The sequence below is a fragment of the Agrobacterium sp. OT33 genome (genome assembly GCF_017313365.1).
Lineage (GTDB): Bacteria > Pseudomonadota > Alphaproteobacteria > Rhizobiales > Rhizobiaceae > Agrobacterium > Agrobacterium rhizogenes_A.
The window spans coordinates 118,679-143,559 of the sequence record NZ_JAFLMZ010000011.1 but is presented as its reverse complement, the minus strand read 5'-3'; the positions used below and the strand labels follow the sequence as shown (position 1 = coordinate 143,559).

General features: G+C 60.0%; 23 protein-coding genes. 6 read left to right on the top strand and 17 right to left on the bottom strand.

Going from position 1 to position 24,881, the window contains the following annotated elements:
- Positions 1–41 precede the first annotated feature (41 nt).
- Positions 42–1,286: a TIGR03862 family flavoprotein gene (locus JZX88_RS23570; RefSeq protein WP_206914917.1), complete on the top strand. Its 1,245-nt coding sequence runs from the start codon at positions 42–44 to the stop codon at positions 1,284–1,286.
- On the opposite strand, the gene JZX88_RS23565 is transcribed toward JZX88_RS23570, so the two are convergent.
- The 13 genes from JZX88_RS23565 to JZX88_RS23505 all read right to left on the bottom strand — a co-directional run bounded on the left by JZX88_RS23565 (position 1,278) and on the right by JZX88_RS23505 (position 17,194).
- Positions 1,278–2,339, bottom strand: coding sequence for a glycine betaine/L-proline ABC transporter ATP-binding protein (locus JZX88_RS23565; protein WP_110759185.1), 1,062 nt, complete (start codon positions 2,337–2,339; stop codon positions 1,278–1,280). The two genes, JZX88_RS23570 and JZX88_RS23565, sit on opposite strands and share 9 nt — an antisense overlap.
- Positions 2,332–3,219 (bottom strand): proline/glycine betaine ABC transporter permease, encoded by an 888-nt coding sequence (locus tag JZX88_RS23560; protein WP_206914916.1) that lies wholly within the window; start codon positions 3,217–3,219, stop codon positions 2,332–2,334. The genes JZX88_RS23565 and JZX88_RS23560 overlap by 8 nt, the downstream gene beginning before the upstream one ends.
- Before the next feature lie 224 nt (positions 3,220–3,443).
- Entirely contained in the window at positions 3,444–4,442 is a 999-nt protein-coding gene (locus JZX88_RS23555; protein WP_206914915.1) for an ABC transporter substrate-binding protein, read from the bottom strand.
- A gap of 259 nt (positions 4,443–4,701) precedes the next feature.
- Complete coding sequence (locus JZX88_RS23550; protein ID WP_206914914.1) at positions 4,702–5,646, bottom strand: glyoxylate/hydroxypyruvate reductase A; 945 nt, start codon at positions 5,644–5,646, stop codon at positions 4,702–4,704.
- Positions 5,647–5,775: 129 nt separating this feature from the next.
- Positions 5,776–8,124: a polysaccharide biosynthesis tyrosine autokinase gene (locus tag JZX88_RS23545; RefSeq protein WP_174032764.1), complete on the bottom strand. Its 2,349-nt coding sequence runs from the start codon at positions 8,122–8,124 to the stop codon at positions 5,776–5,778.
- Between the two features lie 107 nt (positions 8,125–8,231).
- A complete protein-coding gene (locus JZX88_RS23540) occupies positions 8,232–9,137 on the bottom strand; it encodes a UTP--glucose-1-phosphate uridylyltransferase (protein ID WP_174032767.1) in 906 nt (301 codons plus the stop codon).
- Positions 9,138–9,204: 67 nt separating this feature from the next.
- Positions 9,205–10,200 (bottom strand): glycosyltransferase family 2 protein, encoded by a 996-nt coding sequence (locus tag JZX88_RS23535; protein ID WP_174032770.1) that lies wholly within the window; start codon positions 10,198–10,200, stop codon positions 9,205–9,207.
- A complete protein-coding gene (locus tag JZX88_RS23530) occupies positions 10,200–11,144 on the bottom strand; it encodes a glycosyltransferase family 2 protein (RefSeq protein WP_174032773.1) in 945 nt (314 codons plus the stop codon). Before JZX88_RS23530 ends, JZX88_RS23535 begins: the two co-directional genes overlap by 1 nt.
- Positions 11,141–12,139: a glycosyltransferase family 2 protein gene (locus tag JZX88_RS23525; protein WP_065116301.1), complete on the bottom strand. Its 999-nt coding sequence runs from the start codon at positions 12,137–12,139 to the stop codon at positions 11,141–11,143. Before JZX88_RS23525 ends, JZX88_RS23530 begins: the two co-directional genes overlap by 4 nt.
- Before the next feature lie 17 nt (positions 12,140–12,156).
- Entirely contained in the window at positions 12,157–13,338 is a 1,182-nt protein-coding gene (locus tag JZX88_RS23520) for a glycosyl transferase family 1 (protein ID WP_206914913.1), read from the bottom strand.
- Between the two features lie 60 nt (positions 13,339–13,398).
- The gene (locus tag JZX88_RS23515) at positions 13,399–14,190 is read right to left on the bottom strand and encodes a glycoside hydrolase family 16 protein (RefSeq protein ID WP_065116303.1); all 792 of its coding nucleotides are present in this window, start codon (positions 14,188–14,190) and stop codon (positions 13,399–13,401) included.
- Positions 14,191–14,194: 4 nt separating this feature from the next.
- Positions 14,195–15,343 (bottom strand): acyltransferase, encoded by a 1,149-nt coding sequence (locus tag JZX88_RS23510; RefSeq protein ID WP_077768045.1) that lies wholly within the window; start codon positions 15,341–15,343, stop codon positions 14,195–14,197.
- Positions 15,344–15,715: 372 nt separating this feature from the next.
- Complete coding sequence (locus JZX88_RS23505) at positions 15,716–17,194, bottom strand: lipopolysaccharide biosynthesis protein (protein ID WP_142858615.1); 1,479 nt, start codon at positions 17,192–17,194, stop codon at positions 15,716–15,718.
- Positions 17,195–17,312: 118 nt separating this feature from the next.
- On the opposite strand from JZX88_RS23505, the gene JZX88_RS23500 reads away from it, so the two are divergent.
- Together JZX88_RS23500 and JZX88_RS23495 are read left to right on the top strand one after the other, a co-directional pair.
- Positions 17,313–18,278: a glycosyltransferase family 2 protein gene (locus tag JZX88_RS23500; RefSeq protein ID WP_142858617.1), complete on the top strand. Its 966-nt coding sequence runs from the start codon at positions 17,313–17,315 to the stop codon at positions 18,276–18,278.
- A 52-nt stretch (positions 18,279–18,330) separates the two neighbouring features.
- Entirely contained in the window at positions 18,331–19,299 is a 969-nt protein-coding gene (locus JZX88_RS23495; RefSeq protein WP_206914912.1) for a polysaccharide pyruvyl transferase family protein, read from the top strand.
- Between the two features lie 277 nt (positions 19,300–19,576).
- On the opposite strand, the gene JZX88_RS23490 is transcribed toward JZX88_RS23495, so the two are convergent.
- On the bottom strand, positions 19,577–20,566 hold the full coding sequence (locus JZX88_RS23490) for a glycosyltransferase family 2 protein (protein WP_142858621.1): 990 nt from the start codon (positions 20,564–20,566) through the stop codon (positions 19,577–19,579).
- Positions 20,567–20,675: 109 nt separating this feature from the next.
- Complete coding sequence (locus JZX88_RS23485) at positions 20,676–20,954, bottom strand: exopolysaccharide production repressor protein (RefSeq protein WP_065116309.1); 279 nt, start codon at positions 20,952–20,954, stop codon at positions 20,676–20,678.
- 339 nt (positions 20,955–21,293) lie between these two features.
- On the opposite strand from JZX88_RS23485, the gene JZX88_RS23480 reads away from it, so the two are divergent.
- Positions 21,294–21,560: a DUF6074 family protein gene (locus JZX88_RS23480; protein ID WP_065116310.1), complete on the top strand. Its 267-nt coding sequence runs from the start codon at positions 21,294–21,296 to the stop codon at positions 21,558–21,560.
- 74 nt (positions 21,561–21,634) lie between these two features.
- On the opposite strand, the gene JZX88_RS23475 is transcribed toward JZX88_RS23480, so the two are convergent.
- Positions 21,635–22,531 carry a tetratricopeptide repeat protein gene (locus JZX88_RS23475; protein WP_110759053.1) on the bottom strand — a complete coding sequence of 299 codons (897 nt, stop codon included), beginning with the start codon at positions 22,529–22,531 and terminating at the stop codon, positions 21,635–21,637.
- A 133-nt stretch (positions 22,532–22,664) separates the two neighbouring features.
- Entirely contained in the window at positions 22,665–22,892 is a 228-nt protein-coding gene (gene rpsU / locus JZX88_RS26225; RefSeq protein ID WP_003508541.1) for a 30S ribosomal protein S21, read from the bottom strand.
- 316 nt (positions 22,893–23,208) lie between these two features.
- On the opposite strand from rpsU, the gene JZX88_RS23465 reads away from it, so the two are divergent.
- Together JZX88_RS23465 and JZX88_RS23460 are read left to right on the top strand one after the other, a co-directional pair.
- Positions 23,209–24,462: a sarcosine oxidase subunit beta family protein gene (locus tag JZX88_RS23465; RefSeq protein ID WP_065116312.1), complete on the top strand. Its 1,254-nt coding sequence runs from the start codon at positions 23,209–23,211 to the stop codon at positions 24,460–24,462.
- Complete coding sequence (locus JZX88_RS23460) at positions 24,462–24,872, top strand: hypothetical protein (protein ID WP_065116313.1); 411 nt, start codon at positions 24,462–24,464, stop codon at positions 24,870–24,872. Before JZX88_RS23465 ends, JZX88_RS23460 begins: the two co-directional genes overlap by 1 nt.
- The last annotated feature ends 9 nt before the right edge of the window (positions 24,873–24,881 follow it).

The following is a 24,881-nucleotide window of genomic DNA, read 5'->3' as shown; positions in this document are numbered from 1 at the left end:
ATCGCATATATTCACATACGGAAATCGGTATAAGGCTCTCAATGGTGAAGATGGTGATGGAGAGGGTTTTGGCAAAGGCGAGGCAGGTCGCGATTGTCGGTGGCGGACCGGCGGGGTTGATGGCGGCCGAAATGCTCTCGGCCGCAGGCCATGTCGTGACTGTGTTCGAGGCGATGCCAACCGTGGCGCGCAAATTGCTGATGGCTGGAAAATCCGGCCTCAACATCACCCATGCCGAAGACTACGACAGTTTCCGCCACCGGTTTGGCGATGCCGAACCGGCGCTACACGCCGCTCTCGATGATTTCACACCTGACATGTTGCGCGACTGGGCGCATGGGCTGGGGCAGGAAACCTTCGTCGGCACATCGGGCCGGGTGTTCCCCAAAGTCATGAAAGCCTCACCGCTGCTGCGGGCCTGGCTCGCCCGGCTGGAGGCGCAGGGTGTGACCATCAGGACGCGGCACCGCTGGACGGGCTTTTCCGGCGAGCGGCTGGTTTTTGCGACACCGGAGGGCGATCTCGCCATTGAGGCCGATGCCGTTCTTCTGACCCTTGGCGGCGCAAGCTGGCCGCGTCTGGGCTCGGATGCCGCATGGGTTCCCCCGCTTGCGGCAAAGGGCGTGGAGATTTCCCCTTTCCGTCCTGCCAATTGTGGTTTCGACGTCGAATGGAGTGATGTCTTCCGCCAGCGTTTTGCCGGTGAGGCGGTGAAATCCACCATCACCATTTCACCGGCCGGAGCGTTTCAGGGCGAGTTCGTGATAACCAAGCACGGCATTGAGGGCAGCGTGGTCTATGCCCATTCCGCCGCCCTGCGCGACCGGCTGGAGCAGGCGGGCAAGGCCTCGCTTGCCATTGATCTTGCCCCCGGACGTACGGTGGAACGCCTCAGCCGGGACTTGGCGAAGCTCGGGCGGAAGGAGAGTTTTGCAAACCGCATGCGCAAGGCGGCGGGCCTATCGGCTGTGAAGGTCGGGCTTCTGCGGGAAATCTTTCCCGACATCGCGGCCATGCCGGACGATTTCGTCGCCGCGAGAATAAAACATGCGGAAATACCGCTCTTGCGGCCGAGGCCGATTGCCGAAGCGATTTCATCGGCCGGTGGTATCGCATGGAGCGGCCTTGATGAAAACTACATGCTGAAAAAGCTCCCCGGCCTGTTCGTTGCCGGGGAAATGCTGGATTGGGAAGCACCGACCGGCGGTTATCTGCTGACCGCCTGTTTCGCCACCGGCAAGGCGGCGGCGAAGGGGATGGCCGGATGGCTTGAAGGCTCAGCCTGAAAGGCGCTCAGACATGCCGCCTTCCTCGCCATGTGCGGTCCTGACGAGGCAGCGCATGATGGCATCGGTGGTGACGGCGCCGAGCGACTTGCCGTTTTCTCCAACGACCGTGGCACTGCCGACATTTTCCCGCACGAGTGCGCGCAGGCCTTCTTCAACCGTCATATCCGCATCGAGCTGAAGCCGCGACTGGCCGGAAAATTCCGGCTGGACGATGGCGCCGAGGCGGATGACCCGGCCGCGATTGACCTCTTCAACGAAGGCCTCGATATAGCTGTCGGCCGGCGACATGACGATTTCGGCCGCCGTGCCCTGCTGGATGATTTCGCCGTCGCGTAGAATGGCGATCTTGTCGCCCAGCCGCAGCGCCTCATCGAGATCGTGGGTGATGAAGACCACGGTCTTTTTCAGTTCCTTCTGCAATTCCAGCAGCACCGTCTGCATGTCGACGCGAATGAGCGGATCGAGCGCCGAATAGGCTTCGTCCATCAACAGAATTTCGGCATTGTTGGTCAGCGCCCGGGCAAGGCCAACACGCTGCTGCATGCCGCCGGAAAGCTGGTTCGGATAGTGGCTGGAAAATCCCTCCAGCCCCACGCGCCTGATCCAGACTTCGGCGCGTTCTTCCCGCTCGCGCTTGTCGATGCCCTGCACTTCAAGGCCGTAGACGACATTCTGCAGCACGTTGCGATGTGGCAGGAGGCCGAATTTCTGGAACACCATTGCCGTCTTGTGGCGGCGGAATTCCAGAAGCTCCGTTTCGTTCAGGCGACAGACATCGGCTCCGCCATAGAGGATTTCGCCGGCCGTCGGGTCGATCAGCCGGTTGACGTGGCGGATCAGCGTCGATTTGCCGGAGCCGGAAAGGCCCATGATGACGGTGATCTGCCCGCCCGGCATGGTGATGTTGATATCGCGCAGGCCAAGCACATGGCCGTGTTTGGCGTTGAGTTCCGCCTTGGACATGCCGGCCCTGACGGGTTCGACAAAATCTGCCGCCTTGGAGCCGAAAATTTTGTAGAGGCTGCGAATTTCGATCGATTGACTAGCCATGCGCCACTTCCCGGTGTTTTTGCAGGCGAAGGCCATAGGCCTGGCTGATGCGGTCGAAGATGATGGCGATGCCGACAATGGCAAGCCCGTTGAATACGCCGAGCGTGAAATACTGGTTGGCGATGGCCTTCAGCACCGGCTGGCCGAGGCCCTGTACGCCGATCATGGAGGCGATGACGACCATGGCGAGCGCCATCATGATGGTCTGGTTGATGCCGGCCATGATGGTGGGCAGCGCCAGCGGCAGTTGCACCTTGAAAAGCTTCTGGCGCTTCGAAGAACCGAAAGCGTCCGCCGCCTCCAGCACATCACGGTCGACCATGCGGATGCCGAGATTGGTGAGACGGATCATCGGCGGAATGGCGTAGATGACGACGGCGATGACGCCGGGCACGCGGCCGATGCCGAGCAGCATGACGACGGGAATGAGATAGACGAAACTCGGCATCGTCTGCATCACGTCGAGAACGGGATTGACCACATTCTGCAGGCGGTTGGAGCGCGCCATGGCGATGCCGATCGGCAGGCCGATGACGATGGACAGCACGGCGCAGACGAAGATCATCGAAATCGTCTTCATCGTGTCTTCCCACATGCCGAACCAGCCGATGGCGAAGAGAATGCCGCAACAGAGGGCAACAATGGTGGCGCTGCGGCTGGCGAACCAGGCGAGCACACCGACAATAAGAATAACGACCGGCCAGGGCGCGCCGATCAAAAGCCTTTCCGCCCAGATGAGGAAGCTCTGAAGGGGTGTGAACAGCCCCTCTATTGCGCTGCCATAGGTTCGGGTAAATGCCCGGAAGCCTTCGTCGATGACTTTTTTCAGCGCGCGCAGAGCATCGTCATTCATGGTCGGAAATTTGAAAAGCCATTCCATATCCTGTTCTCCATGACGAACCGGAGGCGGGGACCGATATCCTCCGCGCTCCGGGAGTAAAGTCGCCAGAGCGCGGCCGCATCTTCGGGGATGCCGGGCTGAACGCTCCATCCTGTTGAGCCGGTGCATCGCGCCCTCAGAAAACCGCGTGGTTTTCGGCATCGATGCCGCCCGGCGCCGCCTGTGACGAACGCCGGGTGCCGGGCAGATGTGTCGGATCCGCCTTAAAGGGCGGCCTTGACCTTTTGCGCGACGTCAGAAGACACCCAACCCGTCCACAGAGCCTCGTTTTCCTTCAGGAAGTGCTTGGCGCCATCTTCGCCGGTCGCCTGGTTGTCGGTCATCCAGGCGATCAGTTTGTTGACGGTGTCGTTGGTCCAGGCGCGCTTGTTCAGATAATCCATGGCCGGGCCGGCACGGTCGGCGAAGGTCTTGCTGACCAGCGTCTGCACATCGTCCACCTGCCATGCGTTGGGCTTCGGGTCCGGACAATCGGCAATCGAGGTGCAGCGCTTCCATTCAGCGGCATCATACTCCGTGCCGAAGCCGAGCTTCACCATCTCATATTTGCCGAGCAGCGAGGTGGGCGCCCAGTAATAACCGACCCATGGCTGCTTGGCCTCGTAAGCCTTGGCGATGGAGCCGTCGAGACCTGCGGCGGAGCCGGTATCGACCAGGGTGAAGCCGGCCTTCTCACCACCGAAGGCCTTGAACAATTGCGCGGTGACGACGGTGCCGCCCCAGCCCTGCGGGCCGTTGAAGACAGCGCCCTTTGCCTTGTCTTCCGGCGAGGGGAAGAGTTCGGGATGCTTGAAAAGGTCCGGAATGGTCTTGAGGTCAGGATTGGCTTCGGCGACATATTTCGGGATCCACCAGCCCTGGACCGCGCCGTCGGAGAGGATTTTCGCAGCCGCGACGACCTTGCCGCCTTCCAGCCCCTGCTTGACGATTTCCGGCTGCAGGCTGACCCAGGCTTCCGGCGCGATATCCGGCTGGCCTTTTTCGGCCATGGAGGTCAATGTCGGCACGGTGTCGCCGGTGACGATTTCGGCGGAGCATCCATAGCCATTTTCAAGAATGAACTTGTCGAGATTGGCGGCGACTTCGGCGGATTGCCAGTTCATGCTGGCGATCGTCACGTTTCCGCAGTCGGCGGCAAGGGCTGCGCCGCCTGAAAAGGCGAAGCCGGCGGAAAGAATTGTGGCACCCAAAAGTATTTTCATTGTTGTTCCCTCTGGTCGCGGTGTGGCGAAGACCCGGGCGCGGACGGCACCGCGACCGTCAGCGCCCGTATTGAGGCTTAATAATTCCTTTGTGGCCGTTCCGTTTGCGGCAATTTCTGGCGTATTGAGGATGGCAATTGTCAATCAATGACCCGATCTGGCGGGTGCGATCTCCAGATATGTGGTGTCGGGATACCGAATTGGTGCCACCAGGCAGGGTGGTGGCGGCCGAATAGGCCGCCCGCCTCTTGCTGCCGGTTCAGTAACCGCGTGCCATATCGACTGTTTCCGGCAATTTGCCCGTCTCGCGCCATGTGCGAACATTGCCGGCCACGATCCGCGCAGAGCTTTCCCGGCTCGTCGGCGCGGAAATATGCGGCAGGACGGTGACTTTCGCGTGCCGCCAGAATGGCGAAGAGGCAGGTAGCGGTTCCTGTTCGAAGACATCGAGAACGGCATGCGAGAGCCCGCCTGAATCGAGTGCGGAAATCAGGTCGTCGGCGACGATCACGGCGCCACGGGCGAAATTGACAAGCGCTGCTCCCTGTTTCATCGATGCGAGACGGCGAGCATCGAGCAAACCGCGCGTCGCATCGGTGAGCGGCACGAGGCAGACGAGGATATCGCTTTTTTCCAGCAATGCCTGCAGCCCATCGTCACCGGTCAGCGTTTCCACGTTCCCGATCGCCTTGGCCGAGCGGCTCCAGCCGGCAACGTTGAACCCGGCATGGGTGAGGCGTTCCGCTGCGGCCGTGCCGAGTGCCCCGAGGCCGAGGAGACCGATGGTCATCTCGCCCGGATCGCGGTAGTCCAGCTCCTGCCAGAGGGCTTTTTGCTGGTTTTCGCGATAGGCCGGCATGTCGCGCTGCAGATAATAGGTCCATGCCAGTACCGCTTCGGCCATGACGCGCGAAAGCTCCGGGTCCTTCAGGCGGACGATGGGCGGGGCCTTGTCGCCCAGCTCCAGCACCAGCCGCTCGACGCCTGCCCACAGGCTGTGGATCCATGTGAGGCCCGGCAGTGCGGCAATATCGGCCGGATCGGGATTGGCGACGATGGCGAAATCCACGGCCCGTCTCTGGTCGTCGGTCAATTCGGCGAAGGAGAGGATTTCCTCCTGCGGCATGGCGGCGCGCAGCGCCTGTTTCCAGACGGCTTCCGCTTCCGCGTTCATCCGCGAAACAAAGGCGATGGGTGATGGCATGGGACTGATCCTGCTTGCGATTTTAGCCTTACGCCATCAATGCGCAATTTCGGCGGGCAATACCATCGGTTTGTCGTTGGAATCGTCAACAGAATAAAACGGCCCGGTTTTCACCGGGCCGTTTCACGATCACGCGTTTTCCTTCACCGGTGGCTTTGCGTCACCGTAATAGGCCGAGAAGCTCTCGTGATAATGCTCTGAACCGCCGGGGCCGGCATAACGCTGCAATTCCGTCATGTCGGTCTTGTTCAGCACGATGCCCAGCGTCTTGTTGGCGATCTGCGGTTCGTTCGCCATCAGGTTCTGCACCATCTGGATCGGTGTCTTGCCCCATTCGGTGACGAACACGAAACCGTCCACCTGCGGCGCGAAAGCCTTGGCGTCGATGACGGGAACCACTGGCGCCAGGTCGACGATGATGTAATCGCAGGCTTCGCGGGCAGATTCGATGAATTTGCGCATGCCGGAGGAGGAGAGCAGCTCGCTGGAATGGGCGAACTGGTTGCTGGTGGAAACCGGCAGGATGCCCATCTTCGTGCGCGTATCGACCTTTACCGCCTGCGTCCACGGAACTTCATCGAGCACGACTTCCACCAGGCCGGCGGATTGCCGTGTCGTCAACATGCGGCTGAGGCCGGGATTGCGGATATCGGCATCCACCACCAGCGTGCGCTTGCCGGTGGAGGCGATCAGCCCGGCGAGATTGAGCGCCACGACCGACTTGCCTTCGTTCGGCAGGCAGGAAATGACACCGATGACCCGGCACTGGCGTTCCTGAATGACGACATCGGCCGTGAGTTTCACATTGCGAAGCGTCTCGGCGAAGCTGGAGCGCGGGCTGTCGACGGCAAGGCGCAGCATTTTCTGGAACGAAACCTGTCCGCTTTCGTCAAGCGTGGCGTTTTCGCTGCCGGGGGTGGCGGCGCTGGTGCCGGGTTTTGCGGTTTCCACGCCCCTCTCGCCAATAAACGGCAGGTAACCCAGAAAACGCATGCGCAGATTGTCACGCACATCGTTGCCGGTGTGGAAGAAGCGATCGCGGAACTCGAGAAGCGCTGCAATACCGCCGCCCAGCATCAGGCCGAGGATGACCGAAAGCGCCATGGTCATGGTCTTTTTCGGGCTGGAAGGCGATGTCGGCAGACCCGCTTCGGAGATGATGCGCGCCTTGGCAATCGGCAGCGACTGCTTCTGGGATGCTTCCTCGAAGCGGCCGAGATAGGACTGGTAGAGGGTGCGCAGCGCCGTTGCCCGCTGCTCGAGTTCGCGCAGCTGGACCATGGTGATGTTGGCCTCGGAATTGCGGCCTGCAACACGATCGATATTGTCACGCAGCGATTGCACGCGGGAATTGGTGACGTCGTATTCGTTCTTCAGGCTGCCGGTCAGCTGCTGCAGTTCCTGATAAATCTGCCGCGAAACCTCTTTCTTTTCGGCGTCCAGCGCGACCGCCTGCGGGTGATCGGCCCCGAATTGCTGGACGATGCCCTGGTGCCGGTCGGAAATGGTGATGTAGCGTTTGCGCAGATCCTGAATGACCGAGTTGTCGGTGTCGCGGGCCGAAACCACGGCATTGTCGACAGCCGCATCCGGTCCGCGGTCGATGATCGATTTATACTGGTTGTAACGGGCAGAGGCCGTCGCGGCATCGGCCTGCGCGGCGATCAGCTGGCCGTTCAGATCGGCAAGCTGGCCTTCGGACATCAGCTCGCCGCGCGAGGAGACGATGTTGTTGTCCGACTTGAATTTCTGCACTGCCAGTTCAGCCGCCTGGGCGCGCTGGTTAAGGTCCGTCATGCGTTCCTGCAACCATACCGAGGCGCGCTCGCTGGCGTCGAAATTGGCATTCAGCTGTTCGGTGAGGTAGGCCTGCGCATAGGTCTTGGCGATCTGCGCGGCAAGCTGGCGGTCGGTCGAGCGGGTGGAGATGGCGATGACCGAGCTGCGGCCGACACGTTCCACCGTCAGCGACTGCTGCAGAACGGCGGCGGCCTTTTCGCGGCGTCCGGCGCGGATTGCGGCTTCGGAGACCGGCGGATCGCCCGGCAGGACGAGATCGAGAATGCCACGCACGGAGGATTTGACGAGCTCGACCGGCGACATCGGCGGATTGACGATGGTGTCGTTCTCATCGAGCTTGGCCTTGTCGACCACCGTCAGCGCCATTTCCTTGGATTTCAAAATTTCCACGGCGCTGGCGATGCGGTTGTCGACGATCTGCGCGGCGGGCACCGGCGATTCCTCTTCCGCGTAGCGGGAAAGGCTTTCATCCAGCAGCACCTGCGTCATCGCGGTGTAAACGGGGGTCGCAAGCACCAGATAAAGGCCGGCCAGAACCACGGCGGCGATGACCGATGCGGCGATGACATTGGCACGGCGCACCACGGCGGCCCACAGGCGGTCGAGGTCGATGAACGTGTCGGAATCCTTGCCGGACTCCGGAAAACCGATATTGGATTTAAAGGTCTTGTGGTGCATGGACCTACCTTGTGAATTAAAATGGTACGCGGGAAGCCGAACAATGCTCGCCTTCCCGCCCCCCGTTATTGGTGCGCCGGCCGCCTCCCCCGGCGGCGCGATTAAAGTCAGGCCGCCTGGACGCGGCTTTCGTGGTTTGCCACCAGTTCCTTCACGGAAGCGAGAACCTGCGCCTCCATGTCGGCGCGCAGCAGCGAGAAGGCGACGTTGGCGGCGATGAAGCCCTGCTTGCTGCCGCAGTCGAAGGTGCGGCCGCTATATTTCTGCGCATGGAAAGACTGCTTTTCGGCAAGCCGCTTCATGCCGTCGGTCAGCTGGATTTCATTGCCCGCGCCGCGCTCCTGCTTGGCGAGAATATCGAAGATTTCCGGCTGCAGGATATAACGGCCATTCAGGTAATAATTCGAAGGCGCCTTGGATGGTTCCGGCTTTTCGACCATTTCGGTGACGGCGAAGCCATGATTGACCTTCTGGCCGACGCCGACGACGCCATAGGACGAGACTTCTTCCGGCAGGCATTCCTCGACACCGAGAATATTGCCGCCGACTTCATCGTAAAGCTCCATCAGGCCAGCGATGCAGCCGCGTGCGCCATAGGAGACCATGTCAGGCAGAAGCAGGGCGAAAGGCTCCTTGCCCACCAGTTCGCGCGCGCACCAGACGGCGTGGCCGAGACCGAGCGGCACCTGTTGGCGCGTGTAGCTCACCGTACCGGCAACGGGCAGCATCTTTTCAAGCTGCAATACCTGCACGGTCTTGCCGGAGCGGGTCAGCGTGTTGATGAGTTCCGGCGCGCTGTCGAAATAGTCTTCGATGGCCGTCTTGTTGCGGCTCGTCACGAAAATAATGTGCTCGATGCCGGCCTGCATGGCTTCGTCAACGGCATATTGCACGACCGGCCGGTCGACGATCGTCAGCATTTCCTTCGGCATCGCCTTGGTGGCGGGCAAAAATCGTGTGCCGTTGCCGGCTACGGGAATGACGGCTTTTCTGACAGTTCTGTTCAGGTCCATCGCGTTCTCCTTCATCAAGGTTTGATCTGTCCCCAGTCCCCGCGCAGATTTCGTCCACGCGCAAAATTCACGAAATCTGTCTTTTCACCCCGGTATTTGCCGCAGGCGCAAACATCGCGTCCCGCAGCCTCCTCAGCCGCACTGCAATCGGCATTCGCAAATGCCCCAGCACGGCAGGATCTCTTATCGTGGTCTTCAAGGCGCCGAGTACCGAACGGCTCTTGATGTTTTCCACCAATGTCAAAAAATTATGCGCCAGCCGCAGGCTGCGGGCTCTCGCCTGCTGCGCATCCATGGCGGCCGGCAGCAATGTGTAATGGCTCAGGAATTCCTGATCCGCCCGCATCATCGCTTCGACGTGATGAAGTTCGAGCACGCGTGAAATCGAGCCTTCGCGGATATTGTAGATGTAACCCGGTTTGGGCTCGATGACGCAGAGGCCACCAGCGGCGAGCGCCGAGGCGAGCAGGATATAATCCTCGCCGATGCGGATATCCTCGCGGAAGCGCAATTCCTCGCTATTGAGGAAGTCGCGCCGGAACATCGGCTTCATGTAGCCGAAGTTGAAAGTGGCGCGGAAAAGAATGTTGGAGGAAATGAAGTCCTCAAGCGTGAGAACCGGCCGTTCCTCCAGAAATTCTTCCGGAAACATCGTCTCCATGGGCCTGCCGTCGGTATAGACCACATCGAGATTATCGACCGCAATCGCCGCACTGGCGGCTTCCGCCCGGCACATCATGCAGGCGGAACGTTCCGGGCGAATGACATCGTCGGAATCGAGTACGGCGATCCAGCGTCCGGTCGCGGCTTCGATGCCGGCATTGCGTGCTCCGCCCGGACCGAGATTTTCGGCAAGTGCAAGCAGACGGACACGCGGGTCGATGATGGCGATACCTTCCACGAGCGCAATGGTGTCATCGGCGGAACGGTCGTCGACGACGATCACTTCCAGCGTCACACCCTGTTGGTCGAGCGCGCTTTGAATGGCGGCTTCGATCGTATCGGCGGCATTATAGGCGGCGATGACGAAGCTGATATCGGGCGGCGAGGCAAGGTTTTCCATCAGGTCGCCTCCACCGCGCCATACTGGCGGATTTCACGCACGCCGAAAGCGCCGCTCATCGAGCCCATATGCAACGCGCCACGCAGCGCATAACGGTTGCGGCGCACGGCGTTGAAACCGTTCAAGGCGGCGAAGACGGCGCAATAAAGCACTTTCGAACCTGCCTTCAGCACCTGCACCACGCGGCGTACACCGGGTTTCCTGTCCGCCAGCACGCGGCCATGGGTCTGGCCGGAGCGGAAGCGGCGTTTGGCAAGCCACATGAAGCTGGCGCGATTTTCCGGCACCGGTTCGGACAGCATGGCGTCTTCCGCAAAAACGATACGGCCGCCTGCGGCGTGAAGATGCGAAAAGAAATGGGTGTCTTCGCCGCCGCTCTGGCCGAGCGCCAGCGCAAAACGCCGGCCCTTCACCGAGGGCGCATCCATCCTGAGCAATGTGTTGCAGGTATAACCGGTGATGATTTCGCCATTGACCCAGACCGGAACGGTCGAGTGGAAATCACCACGTTTCATCCAGCCCGGCGCATTGTCCCGGTAAACCGCCGTCACGGGGCCGAGAACGGTTTCCGCACCGGTCTCGTCGGCTTTTTCCAGAAGGGCGGTGAGCCAGTGCGGCGGGGCGGTTTCGTCATCGTCGATGAAGGCCAGATAATCCGCCTTGCATTCCGACAGGCAGGCATTGCGGGCAATCGAAATATTCGATTTCGGGCAATGGACATAGGTGATCTCAAAGGGCGCGGTTTCGCGCAAGCGGTCCACACTCGCCCTGGCGCTTGGCTCCTCGTCATTATCCGCAACAATCAGCCGAACTTTCACACCTTCCGGCACGTCGAGTTCGAAGAGTGACAGAAGTGTGGCGACGAGTGCGGGGCGTCTGTAGGTGCAGATGCCGATATCGACGGTTTTCGAATCATGCGGGCGGGTGACGGTGTTGTCGGTCATGAGACAGCCTTTCTTCCCCGGAATTTCAGGAGTTCCAGCCAAAAGCCGGTGGACCAGGCCAGATGCATCACCATCGCCGAAAAGGCGGCGAGCGGGCCGTATGGGTTTTTCTGACCTATTGCCATCCACAAGCCATAACCCACACATGCGGCGATCCAGAGGCCAAGCGGAATAAGTGCGGCCCAATGCACAAGCGACAGCAAGGCGAAGATGAAGACCGGCAGCACGGCGAGCGGAATCATCTGGCGGATTTTCGGGATGGAGCGGTGTTTCAGGAGGTTCTTCGCCCGGCCGCGCCCATAGGCGAGATATTGCCGGAACAGCGGCAGGACGCTGGCGCGCGGATAATAGGTCATGCGGGTCTTGTCGGTCATCCAGATGCGGAAACCGGATTTGCGCAGCCGGAAGTCCAGCTCGGCATCCTCATTGTGGCTGAAGCTCTCGTCATAACCGCCGACGGCATCGAAAGCGGCAATCCGCATCAGCGCGTGGTGGCCATGGTCGATCCAGTGGCCTTTCGCGCCTTCGCGATGCTTGGAGCCGCCATTGCCGAGCTTGGAATTCTGGGCGATGGCCGTCGCCTTCTGAAACAGGCCGTGGCCGACGGTATCCATGGCGACGACGACAGAATCCGCGCCGGTGCGCTCGGCGTCCTCGATCAGCCGCTGGCAATAATCATCGGGATAATCGCCATGGGCGTCGATGCGGATGAGGTAATCGAAATCCTCACCGAAGGTGGCGACGGCAAGGTTGATGCCGGCGCTCTGGATGCGCTTCGGATTGGGAAGAAGCGTCACGCGGTCATCCGCCGCCGCAAAGGCGGTGACGATATCGCGTGTTCCATCCGTGCTGCCGCCATCGGCAACCACGATGCGGAAAAGCCGGCCCTGCATTGCGACGGTGAACTTGTTGAGCAGCCCCTCAATCGTCTTTGCCTCGTTGAGGCAGGGAATGACGATCAATGTTCTGATGCCGGAATTGCCACGACCTTCCATGATTTGCCCCCTACGCATTACACGGGTGAAAACTGCGCTTCACGGGCATGGCCGGAGGCGGATTTGGCGAGAGAGGACAATTGCTGGACCAGCTGGCGGCAATCGTCGCGGTCGGTGAGCCATTGTTTCCTGTCGAGAGCCGAGAGGGTGTTGAAGGCGTCCGCATAGGTTTGCGGCGTCATCTGGCCGAACAGGGCGGCGAGGTCGTCCGGACGTGCATTCTGCAGGACGAAGCCGATATCGCGCCTGTCGATGAAGCGGGCGGTTTCCGTGCCGGCAAGCGCAATCGGCAGGGTGCCATAAAGGCAGCCTTCGTAAAGCCGGTTGGGCAGCAGCCAGCTGGAATTCTGGCCTTCCTCGAAAAAGTCTATCGCCCAGGTGAACTGCACCTCGTTATAGATGGCGGCAAGGTCTTCGGGGTTCTTGTAAGGCCCATGGAAATGCACATGCGGGGCAGTGGCCACGAAGCCGTCGAAATCGGCAAATTCCGAATAGGCCGGCCGGCCGCGCAGGATGATTTCGACCCTGCCTTCCATGCGCCTTGCAAAGTCGGCGAGGATTGCTAGCGACTTGCGGCAGCGAAGCGCGCCGAACCAGCCGATTTTCCATGGTTCGCCGGGGGCGGGAGCGCGCGGTTGCGGCGTGGCGGCAACGGTGGTGTCAAGCGCCAGCACCTTGTTTTCCTGCAACAAAACGGGGAGGTTGAGGCCGGAAACCGGCTTGAAATAATGCTCCACGAAAGCCGGGGAACTCGTCACCAGCAGCTTGGCGTCACGGGCGAAATAACGCTGCGCGGCATTCAGCATCTGTCCGGGCTTGCCCTTGTTGAGAAGCAGGCGGTGAATGTCGAGACACTCGTAAACCAGCGCCGGCTGCCCAGCATAGATCGACATGGCCCGCTTTGCCAGCGCCAGCATTTCCAGATTTCTGGCGAGGATGACGTCGGGGGCGGGGATACCGTTCAGGGTCTTGCCCAGCGAGAGGCTGGCTTTCGCCACCGCCGCCAGGCGTTGCAGAAACTGCCCGTCGGCGGTTTCCCCGAGCACGACGGGTACGACGCCTTCAATCTCCGCCAACCGGTTCTGTCCGCGCCGGAAACCCGCCAGCGTCACCCGCGCCCCGCCCGCAAGCAGGGTCAGCACCCGCCGGCGAATGGCGGGGTCCGACAGATCATGCGCGAGATATAGAACATGGGTCATGCAAGGGTCCGGTTGGTTCATGCGTCGGAGACGCCGCGGCGTACGATTTGGTTCAAAAAATCAGTTGAGGGCGCAGGCGATGGATTCCGGGAACTGGCATTTGTCGCCGAGCGCCGTGAAGGCAAACCGGTCAACGATCATCTGCGATGGTCCGGCATAAGAAAAACGGCCCATCCAGTCCTTCAGCGTGTCGGTGCCCCACAGGCTGAAGAAAATCTTCTGGGCATTCTGGGGGATTTTCGTCTCGTCGGTCACTTCGTGGACGAGCTTGCCGTTGACGTAATAACGCAGGCGCTGCGGCTCCCAGACGAAGGCGTAATCGTTGAAACCGGCATCGGCTCCGCCTTCCACCGGCACCAGCTTCTCATTGCCGCCCTTGGCGGAAATATACTGGTTGAGCTGCACCTGGCCCGTATTCCTGCCCAGAACCTCGAAGTCGATTTCATCATGCGGCTTCTTGTCGGTCGGGCCGATATAGGTGAAAAAGGCGGAGTTCAGGCCCGAGCCGGTGGCGGCCTTCATCCGTGCCTCATAGGTGCCGTAGCGATAACGCCCCTTGGTCTGGATCTCGCCGCAGGCGAAGTTGCGATCGCCAGCCTTGGCTTCCTCGAAACCGAGCGTGAGCTGGCCGTTTTCCACCGTCGCCAGTTTCTTCGACCAGGTGCAATTCTGATGCGAACCGTTGTTCCAGCCGTCTGAGACGTACCAGAAGGACCGGTCCATGGAATCGAAATTCTCGATGAAGGATGTGCCGTTGCCTTCCTGCGCATGGACCGGTGCTGCAAAAGCGGTGGCCGAAAGGGCTGCGGCAAGAAAAATGCGTGTCTGAACGCGGGTGACAAATGTTGTCATTGGTTCACCTCTGTCGTTGCGAATAAAGCGTTTCGGATTTCGGCGGGCCTATCGTGGCGGGCCGTTTTGCCGTGAGTTCGGCGCTGGCCTTGCGTTTGCCGCTGCGGCTTCCGGTCAGCACGGCATAAACGGCGGGCAGGTATTTGCGGATCTGGGCATTGCTGATCACCAGAATGACGAAGGCGGAAAGCGTCGCGCTGATATAGAAGGCAGGATAGAAGTCCGGCCCGCCCTTGTTCCAGATCATCCACATGATCACGAGCAAGGGGTAATGAGCGCAGAAAATCCAGAAGCTCAGGCTGCCGGTTTCGGCAAGTCGCTGACCCAGCCGGCTGCGGATCAGGATGGCGGAGGAAACCCAGAAACCGAGCGCGCCGAAGACCGCGAGCAGATTGCGTGAGATGTTCAGCCAGAAGGTGAATTCCGGGCCGGTGAAATAAAGGCCGGTGGCCAATATGGCGGAGGCGGCGAAGGTCAGCACCATGATGGGCAAGGCGTAGGGATCAAGCGCCTTGACATCGACCCGGTGCAACGCGAGCGCGATGCCGAGCGAAAAGCTGAAGAGGATGGATTTCTTCTGGACGATGAAGATCGTCAGGTCAGGCATGGCGGTGATGACGAGCAGGATGGCAAGTGTCGGCAGCGCGAAACGGCGCATCAGAAAAGCGAGCACCGGCGACAGCAGGATGCAGACGAAGAGATCGCGCAGGAAATACAGCGGCACATTCACCGGCAGTTCCTCAAGCGCTGTTCCATGGCTGATGATTTCACGCGGGCTGGCATTCCACAGATCGGGGAAATAACCGACGCCGACATCGAACAGCTGGATCAGCAGCACGGCGGCAAACAGCGCTCCATTCCACAGAAGGAAGGGCAGCAGCACGGTTTTCGACTTGGAACGGATCGTCGCGGGATAATCGAAACCGCTCATGCCGCGGCGAAACAGCAGGTAGCCGGAAATGGCGCTGAGACAGGGCACGCCGATGCGGAACAGCGCATCGCCCAGGAAAACCCGCAGCCAGTCGAAGAAGCCGTAAAGGCCGAGAAACGGGCTGGTTTCGGCATCGTGCGGCACATGAACGAACACGATTCCTGAAATCAGCAATATGCGCATCAAATTGATACGGGAGGATAGGTTCTGATCGACAGTCACATCAGTCACCCCTATTGGGCGGCGTCCACCCACGCCGCGTTGCAACCAGAGCGAACTTAAGCCCGCACTGGAAAGTCTGGTTTCGACTTTGGGATAAAATGTGGCGACGCGGGAAAAACACAAGCTTAGATTTTGCGGGTGAATGTCTGGCGTTTCGGCCATTCTCGCCGCTTCGAAAAATCAAGATACTGATATAACTTATTTTTTCATAAATCTGGACAATATTAAAAATCGCTCAAGCGTGTGAAAATGTCATTTGTCGTGATGCTGCGCTGCAAAATGAACGGCTATCCGACCTTGCCGCGGTGAGGGAAATCACCGCGGAAAAGGTTGGTTAACGGCAGAAATGAGGCGCGTTTTCCTGTGGCTTGACTAACCTTGGGTTGCAGTTCCCCGCATGCGCCGCGATTTGACCATTCCGAGAATTTTCCCGAGCAGCGCCCGTTCGGTCAGCAGGATCAGCACCGCATAGATGAGGCCGCCGACGGCAGCGCCGATGAGGACCTGAAGGGTGGCATTAGGAATGCGCTCAGCCAGAATGTGCAGCAGATAGCGCACCGCAACGGCCATGATGAGCGCCGCGATCATCGGCCTGCTGCTGACATAAAGGCCGCGGAAAAACGGCGTGTCGCTTGCCTTGAACACCGCCCAGGAATAGGCGACCAGCGTTACCGCATTGACGATGCAGAGCCACACCATCGCGTCGATCAGGGTGCCATAAAGTGCTGCGAGCCAGACCGCGACGGTGGTGACGATGGCGCGGATCGTCGCCGACCAGAACAGCACGCGGCCGTAACCTGCACCCTTCAAATACGGGATGAAGGTGCTGCACGGCGTCAGAATGGCCTTGGACAGGGCGAGCAGACCGAGGACAGGCCAGGCATAGGCCCAGTTCTGCCCGAAGATGACAAGCATGGCCGGCTCCGCCACCGCCCAGAGGCCGAACATCATCGGTGCCAAGAGCACGGTCAGCACCTGCGTACTGAACATCAGCGCATCGCGCCGGCGCTGCGGATCGTCCATCATGCGGCTGAAGGCGGGAAACAGAACGCCCATGACGGCCGACAGAACCACCTGATTGGGAATGCTGGCAAAGCGGTTGGAGGCGGAATAGGCGCCGGCATCCGCCAGGCCGAGGTGTCGGGCAATGACCACCATCGGCGACTGGAAGGTGACGAAATTGGCGATTTCCGAGCCCATCAGCCCCGAACTGAAGCCGAGAAGCGGCACCAGCCGGCGCGGTTTCATGACGAAGCGCGGGCAATAGCGGGAAACGGCATAAAGCCCGACAAGCCGGATGAGGGCCGCGGCAAAAAGCTGGATGATCAGCGCCCAGACGCCGAAGCCCATGAAGGCGAGCGCCACCGCGACGATGGCCGCGATGCTTTCAGACGCCATGCTCCAGAGCGCGTCCTTGCTGAAATTCATGCGCCGGGCGAGCAGCGAATAAGCGACATCGCCGGCAAGCTGCAGCGGAATGAGGAACGCCATGATGCGCAGCAGGTAAGCGCTTTCCACCGCGCCCAGCAGCCCGCCGAAAAACTCCGCCCAGATGTAGAGGGCGGCGGCCATGGTGCAGGAGATCGCCAGATTGGCCCAGAAGACGGTATGGATCGTTTCCATATCCTCTTCCTTTTCGACGATGAGGGCAGAGGTCAGCCCCGCGCCGGCGATCATCGTCAGAAACTGTACAACCGTTAGTCCTACCGCCACCACCCCGAATTCCTCCGGGGAAAGCAGTCTTGCGAGAATGGGGACCGTGACAAATTTAAGCCCGAATGTCCCTGTTTTTGATAAAACGCTCCAGCCGACATTCGTGGTGATGGTCTTTACATTTGGCGCTGGGGGCATACAAGCATCCTGTTTCTGGAGGCCGGCGGGAGGAAAGCCGGTTGGGAGTTGCCGATACCATCGGGGCCGCTTTTAGGATCGGGCCCGACACTTCTTGATCAACGCAAGGGGCGAAACAATGGCAAGATTTACTGTCGTCATTCCCTACTACCAAAAGCAGCACGGTGTCCTTGGACGTGCACTCGCATCGGTTTTTGCGCAGACTTACCAGGATTTCGATCTTGTCATCGTCGATGACGAATCGCCATACCCGATCGATCAGGAACTTGCGGAACTTTCGCAGGGTGAGAAAGACCGGATTCTCGTCATTAAGCAGGCCAATGCCGGCCCGGGCGGCGCCCGCAACACCGGTCTGGACAATGTGCCTGACGGCACCGACTATGTCGCTTTTCTTGATTCCGACGATATCTGGACACCCGACCACCTGCAGAATGCGGCCTTCGCGCTTCAGACCTATGGCGGTGAGTGCTACTGGGCATCCATGCAGGCAAGTGACGAATTTTATTATCATTTCGCCATTTCCGAACTGGAGAAGAATGAGGGCGCGGCACGTCTTTCCGAGAAGCCGCTGGTGATCGAACTGCCGGATCTCGCCAGCGTCATGCTGCGCAACTGGAGCTTCCTGCATCTCTCCTGCATGGTGATCGGCCGTGCTCTTTTTGAGAAAATCCGCTTCGACCCGGCGCTTCGTCTGGCGGCGGAAGACGTGCTGTTTTTCTGCGATTCCATCCTCGCATCGAAGCGCACGCTTCTGTGTGACGACGCCGGCGCGATGCGCGGCATGGGCGTCAATATCTTCCACAGCATCGACAATACCTCGCCGGAATTCCTGCGCCAGCAGTTCAATACCTGGGTGGCGCTCGATACGCTGGAGGGGCGTTTTTCACGCCGGCCGGACGATGTCGCCTCCATCGCTTCCTATAAAAACACGGCGCGTAAACAGGCGCTGTGGAGCCAGGCGGGCAATCTGAAACGGCGCAAGGCGCCCGAATTCGGGCTACTCCTGAAATGGGCGATGCGCGATCCGGCACTGCTGCGCGCCGCGTTTGAACTCGGTGCTGGAAAAATCGTGCGCTCCAGATGAGCGAATTCTCGCCCGCAAGAATTTATATGTTTTTTCACCCAGGAGTGACCTCATGAAACCTTACCACTGGGAATCTCATCACGGAAATTTCGGTGACGATCTCAACCTGTGGCTGTGGGATTTTCTGCTTCCGGGCCTGCGCGATGTGCATGACGATGTCATGCTCGTCGGCGTCGGCACCGTGCTGAACGACGTTCTTTTGCCCGCAAGGCAGCGCAAGCTGGTGATCGGCAGCGGCTATGGTTATGGCGCGGTGCCGGATACCAGCACCGAGTTCTGGGATATTCGCTGCGTGCGCGGCGAAAAAACCGCCGCCAAACTGGGGCTCGCGCCTGAAAAGGGCATCGTCGACCCGGCCGTCATGGTCACCGAGATGCCTGATTTCAAAGGTCTGCCGAAGCTCTACAAAAAGACCTTCGTTCCCCATTGGGAATCGGCGGAATTCGGCATGTGGGAAACCGTCTGTGAACCAGCGGGGCTGACCTATCTCGACCCGCGTGGCGAGGCAAAAGCGGTGATCCGCGCCATCGCCCAGTCGGAATTCATCGTCGCAGAATCCATGCATGGCGCAATCCTTGCCGATGCCTTCCGCGTGCCATGGGTCGCGGTCAGCACCTCGCCGTCGATCAACAGCTTCAAATGGAGCGACTGGGCCGGCAGCGTGGGTGTCGAATATCAGCCGCGTTACGTGCCGGTTTCGACCCGCGCCGAGGCGGCGAAAAAGGGCTCGCGCTTCTGGGGCATGAGCTTCCCGCCGCCGCCCGGCCCCGTCATTGCCGAGACCGGTTCCGTTCCGGCGCATGAGGGCTCGGCGCATGAGGGCGACGTGCTGGTGCGGCCGCAGGAAACGCAGTCCCGGTCATTGCGCAAATTGGCCAAGCAGGTGCTGGCCGCGCCTTCCACGCTGGCGCTCTGGCAGGCAAGCCGCGCGGAACCGCGCCTTAGCCCGGATGGCCGGCTGGAGGAGCGCAAGGAGCGCTTTGCCGCCGTTCTGGAAACGGTAAAGCGGGATTATCTCTGAGGGTGATCTAACATAGTCGGCGGTTGTGCTTCCTTTCGCGCCAGGGACAAGGTGTAGCGGCACCTATGTGTTTGGCGAAAGCGGAAAATCCGCAGGCCGTCACCCCGGACTTGATCCGGGGTCCAGCGCGATCAAGTCATTGATCGCGAAAGACTCTTTCACGGCGCAGACGCGCCGTGGCTGGATGCCGGATCATCCTCGGGCTAGTTCCGGGGACCGGCATGACGGAGGAACGAAAGGCGGACTTGTCGTCGTTCTTGCAGCAGTGAATCTGCCCCTACGAAACCGGCGTACCGTCCAGCAGATAACGCACATCCCGCACCGGCGGGGATTTACGGAATCGGGCTGTCTTGTCGGTCCAGATACCGCGCGTTATGGCGGGCAAGGCGGGCAGCCGCGTAAGGGCGTGGCTCAGCGCGCCGCCCATGCCCTTCTGCTTTTTCGCATCGAGGAAATGGCGAAGCTCGAATTTGGCACGGATGTGTTTTTCGTGTTCGCGCAGGATCGCGGTTTCCGCAGCGGAAAGCCTGCAGCCGGCCAGTATGGCCTTGTCCGCCTCGTATAGGCGGCGGAGATCCTCGGTGCTGTGGCGGCCGCTCAGCGAGTTGCCGCGTATGATCGCGCCGTAACCGCAATGGCGGATTACCTTGTAACGGGCGCCGGCGGCAAGTGCGCGCACGTAAAGCTCGTAATCCTCACCGAGCCGCATGGCTTCGTCATAACGCAGCGCATGTTTGTCGAGAAAAGCGCGGCGTATCACCGGTTTCAGAAACCCGGTTTCCCCACGCTCGATGCCGGGCCTGGAAATATTGCCTTCCACGAATTCCGTGAGTGACAGATAGCGGGCCTGGGGTTCGAAACGGGCAGGCTGCATGGAGGAGGCGCCCGGAACCGACTGCTGGATGAAGGCGATATTGTCGGCCACGAGGTCCCAGTCGTCATCGGCCAGCATGGCGGCGAAACGGCCCCGGAAAAAGAAGTCGTCCGCATCGAGAATGCTGATGAGCGGTGCCGATGAAATCGAAATCGCATGGTTGCGTGCAGCCGAGGGGCCACGATTGACCTCGAATCGCACGACCCGCAAACGGCCGGTACCGTCATCGGCCGCATGTGCCACATCGCTTGTCGTATCGGTGGAACCGTCGTCGATGACCACGACTTCGGCGACCTCCGGCTCGACAAGTGCGGAGCGTATGGCGATATCGATCGTTTCGGATGCATTTTTCGCAGCGATGATGACGCAAATGGGCTGTGAACCGCTCACCATGTGTTGTCCTTCTGCTTTGACGAACCGTCAGGATTTGGCCAGCAGAAAGTGTCATGGGTGTGGATGCAAGCGATTTTTTTGCGACGCAATAAAAGCCGGCGCCTGAAGCCTACATATCCGTCAGTTTGGCGCCATGCGGCGGCGGGCTCTTGGCCGTGTCGGCCTGCAGTGTCTCGGCGCCGCGCTCGCGCGCGAAGGTTTCCCGCATCCGCCGCTTCTCGCGGGCAACGAGCACGAGAATCGCAATAAAATAACCGATTTGCAGAATGACGGCACAGATGAGCGTCTGGATGAATGCCGTATAGAAAGATCCGTGAATGAAGTATGTGGCAACCGCAAAGGCAAGCAATGCACCGATCATGCTGAAAAAAACACGAGGTGCATACATGGTGCTCTCCTCCCGAGAACGATTTCTCCATTTATGGCTGCGCTGCGGCATTTTTTTTCTTTGCAAGAAATATACGATGAGACTGGTGTTGTTTCAACACACATATACTTCTTCTATCTGCCGCGGCATGAAATTTCGGTAATCTTGATTGGTAAATTCCTTAGTAATCGATGATTCCTCCTGGTCGGGGCGACCTTGAAACATGATTTTGCGCTCCGAACAGGCGAAGAATCGCTCTCCGGCCGGCCTTTACCGGCTGTCTCCATCGCTCTGCAGACTTCGTTAACCATCTCGCCTTTAAAAAGTCGGTATTGATTCCTCGAAGAGCAGGGTGCCCGCGTGACGACGAGTTCAGAAGTAATCGCCTTTCCGGCAAAGAACCGCATTGCCGATGTAAAACGGTGCGCAACCATGCTTGACCGTCTGCATGGTGTGGAGGCGAATGATTTCTGGCGCAGGGAATGCCGCGAGCTGGCCGCCTATCTGACGGGATTGGGCTATGAGGACGCTGCCATGCGGCGCGAGGTCATGGAATTTCAAAACGCCGTGCAGGCCGAATTGTGGTCGGGTGCCGCCGCCCCCGAGGCGCGCCGCGACAGCCATTGAGGCCTGCGCTTTTCCCATAAAAAAGCCGGCGGGTGCCTTGCACCGCCGGCTTTTTTGTTAGCCTTTTTCTGGCTTCAGGAAGCGCTGGCGCCGCGTGTGCGGGCAACGCCATCGAGCGCCGGCTTGTATTTCGGATCGAGCCGTGCCGCGTGCGAATAGGACTTGGCGGCCTTGGCCATCTCGCCGCGACGCTCATAGACCAGCGCCTGGTTGGCCCAGGATTCCGCCACCTTGTCGTCAAGCGAAATGGCGTGGTTGAAATCCGCGAAGGCGTTTTCGTCGTCATTCAGCGCGACATAGGAAAGGCCGCGGCCGTTATAGGGCTCCGGCGATGTCGATGACAACGAGATTGCCTTGGAGAAGTCCTCGATGGCCTGGGCATGCTGGTTGCGCAGCTGGTAGATCAGGCCGCGATTGTGCCAGGCGCGTCCGTCGGTGGTTTCAAGCTCGATGGCGCGGGAGAAATCGTTGAAGGCTTCGTTCACACGGCCGGACTGGCGGTAAAGATTGCCACGGCCGATCAGCGCCACATCGTAGCTCGGATTGATCTGCAGGGCGGCGTTGTAGTCCTGCAGGGCCTGCTGCTGCTGCCCGGAGTTGCGATAGACCAGCGCGCGGTTGGCATAGGCCTGATAAAAGCGCGGGTTGAGCTGCAGCGCCTTGTTGAAATCCTCGATGGCGCGGCGCGAATCGCCGGCGCGGCCGTAAGCCGAGCCACGGACGTTATAGCCTTCGGGATCCTGCGGATTGGCGTTGATGACCGAGGTGAGCGAGGCGATGTTTTCCTGCGAACCCTGGGCACGGTCGATCCTGAAGACATCTTCCGTCTGGTTGGATGTCGCACAGCCGGAAAGACCGGCAAGGACGGTACAGACGACCAGAGAAGCGCGGAACCCTCTGTTGTTTTTCAATGGCACCCGGCGCGTGGAGGCATCGGAGTTTTTCACAACACAGGCGTCGACAGCGATCATTCGGTGTGGGTTCCCTCGCAGGCCGGTCTCACGGTCGTTTTCAAGAGCGTTCTCCGGCCACAAACACAAAGAGCGGCGGCGAATTGATCGCCCCCGCCCAACAAGCATTCAAAAACGTCCAAAAGACGGCCTATTAACGGCCTGCGCGGGGGCCTGCAACCAGACCTTCGCGCTGTGCACGCTTGCGTGCCAGCTTGCGAACGCGGCGAACGGCTTCAGCCTTTTCGCGAGCGCGCTTCTGGGAGGGCTTTTCGTAGTAATCGCGCATTTTCATTTCACGGAAAATGCCTTCGCGCTGCATCTTTTTCTTCAGGGCGCGGAGCGCCTGATCAACGTTATTGTCGCGGACTAGTACCTGCACGTGAATCCCGTTCCTTTGGTTTGGTTAATTTGCTATGTGAATAAGGTATTCGCACGCAAATAAAAAATCGTTCGTTCGGCTGTCGAGCCGGGCGATTGGTGACGTGCAATAACAGATCATTTGCAGCAAGTCCAGCCGGTAGCGCATAATCAGCCTGTAAAATGCAGCCTCCCCGGCATTGTGCCTGCGATGTCGAAACAAAAGCATTGCGGCGTCGCAAAATGGATATTGCCTCCCATCCCGATTTGCCATGTGTATGATACGGGCCGGAACCATGCTTCCGGCATCAGGCCGGTTCTTAAGGAGCAGACTGCGAATGCGCAAATATTCCGTTTTCGCCGTGGCGCGCGAGGCGCTCAGGGGTCACAAGGGGTGGGATGCGCAATGGTCCTCACCCGAGCCGCGCAAGGATTACGATGTCATCATCATCGGCGGCGGTGGCCATGGTCTCGGTGCCGCCTATTATCTTGCCAAGGAGCACGGCATCACCAATGTCGCGGTTCTGGAAAAAGGCTGGCTCGGCGGCGGCAATACCGGCCGCAACACCACCATCATCCGCTCCAACTATCTCTATGAAGAGAGCATGGATATTTATGAGCATTCCCTGAAACTGTGGGAAGGCCTGAGCCAGGATCTCAATTACAACGTCATGTATTCGGCGCGCGGCGTGATGATGCTGTCGCACAATATCCATGACCGGCAATCCTTTAGCCGCCATATCAATGCCAATCGTCTCTACGGCATAGATAATGAGTGGCTGACGCCGGAGCAGGCGAAAGCCTATTGCCCGCCGCTCGATATATCAGGCAATGCGCGTTATCCGATCAACGGCGCTGCCCTGCAGCGCCGCGGCGGCACGGCGCGCCACGATGCCGTTGCATGGGGTTATGCCCGCGCGGCCTCCGACCGCGGCGTGCACATCATCCAGAACTGCGAGGTCACGGGCATTCGCCGTGGACCGGACGGGGCGGTGACGGGTGTGGAGACCAATCGCGGTTTCATCGGCGCGAAAAAAATCGGCGTTTCCGCCGCCGGTCATTCCTCCGTCATCATGAAAATGGCGGATGTGCGCGTTCCGCTGCATTCCAACCCGCTGCAGGCGCTGGTGTCGGAGCCGCTGAAGCCGATCTTCCCCTGCGTGGTCATGTCCAACACGGTCCACGCCTATATTTCGCAATCCGACAAGGGCGAGCTGGTCATCGGCGCCGGCACCGACCAATATAACTCCTATTCCCAGACCGGCGGCCTGCAGATCATCACTCATACGCTGGACGCCATCTGCGAGCTGTTCCCGATTTTCCGCCGCGTCAAGATGATGCGGCAATGGGGCGGCATCACCGATAACACGCCCGACCGCTCGGCGATCCAGAGCGTGACGCCGGTGCCGAACCTCTTTGTCAATTGCGGCTGGGGCACGGGCGGCTTCAAAGCGACGCCGGGTTCGGCGAATCTTTTCGCGCATCTCATTGCGCGGGGCGAACCGCATCGTCTGGCGGCGGGGCTGACGCTCGACCGATTCCGCACCGGCCGTCTTATCGATGAGGCTGCCGCTGCCGCGGTGGCGCATTGATGCTGGCGGCGGCCATGCTTGCGATCACCATATCAGGCGCGGCTGTGGCCGTGCCCGTCGGCAGCGTCATTCCCGAGGCCAGGGATTTTCGCAGCCAGAAGATTGCGAAGATGCAGGGTGAGAAAGACTGGCCCTTCATGGCGGAAAAAGGCCTGCTTCTCTGTGCTCCGAGTCTCGCGAACAAAATGGTTTATTTTGTCGGCGAGAAGGAGGATGGCGAGCAGGATTACCCCTTCGCGATCGACACCGACATGATGGCGGTTGCCATCGTCAATATGGGCCGGGCCTCGGCGCTACGCCCTTTCGATAATTTCGAGCAGCTTTTAAAGCGGCTTTCCCCTTTCGTAGCCATGGGAAAGCGGCTGTGTGACCAACCCGCCGGAACAGCGCTTCCGGAAAATTCTCTCTAGGTGGAGCGA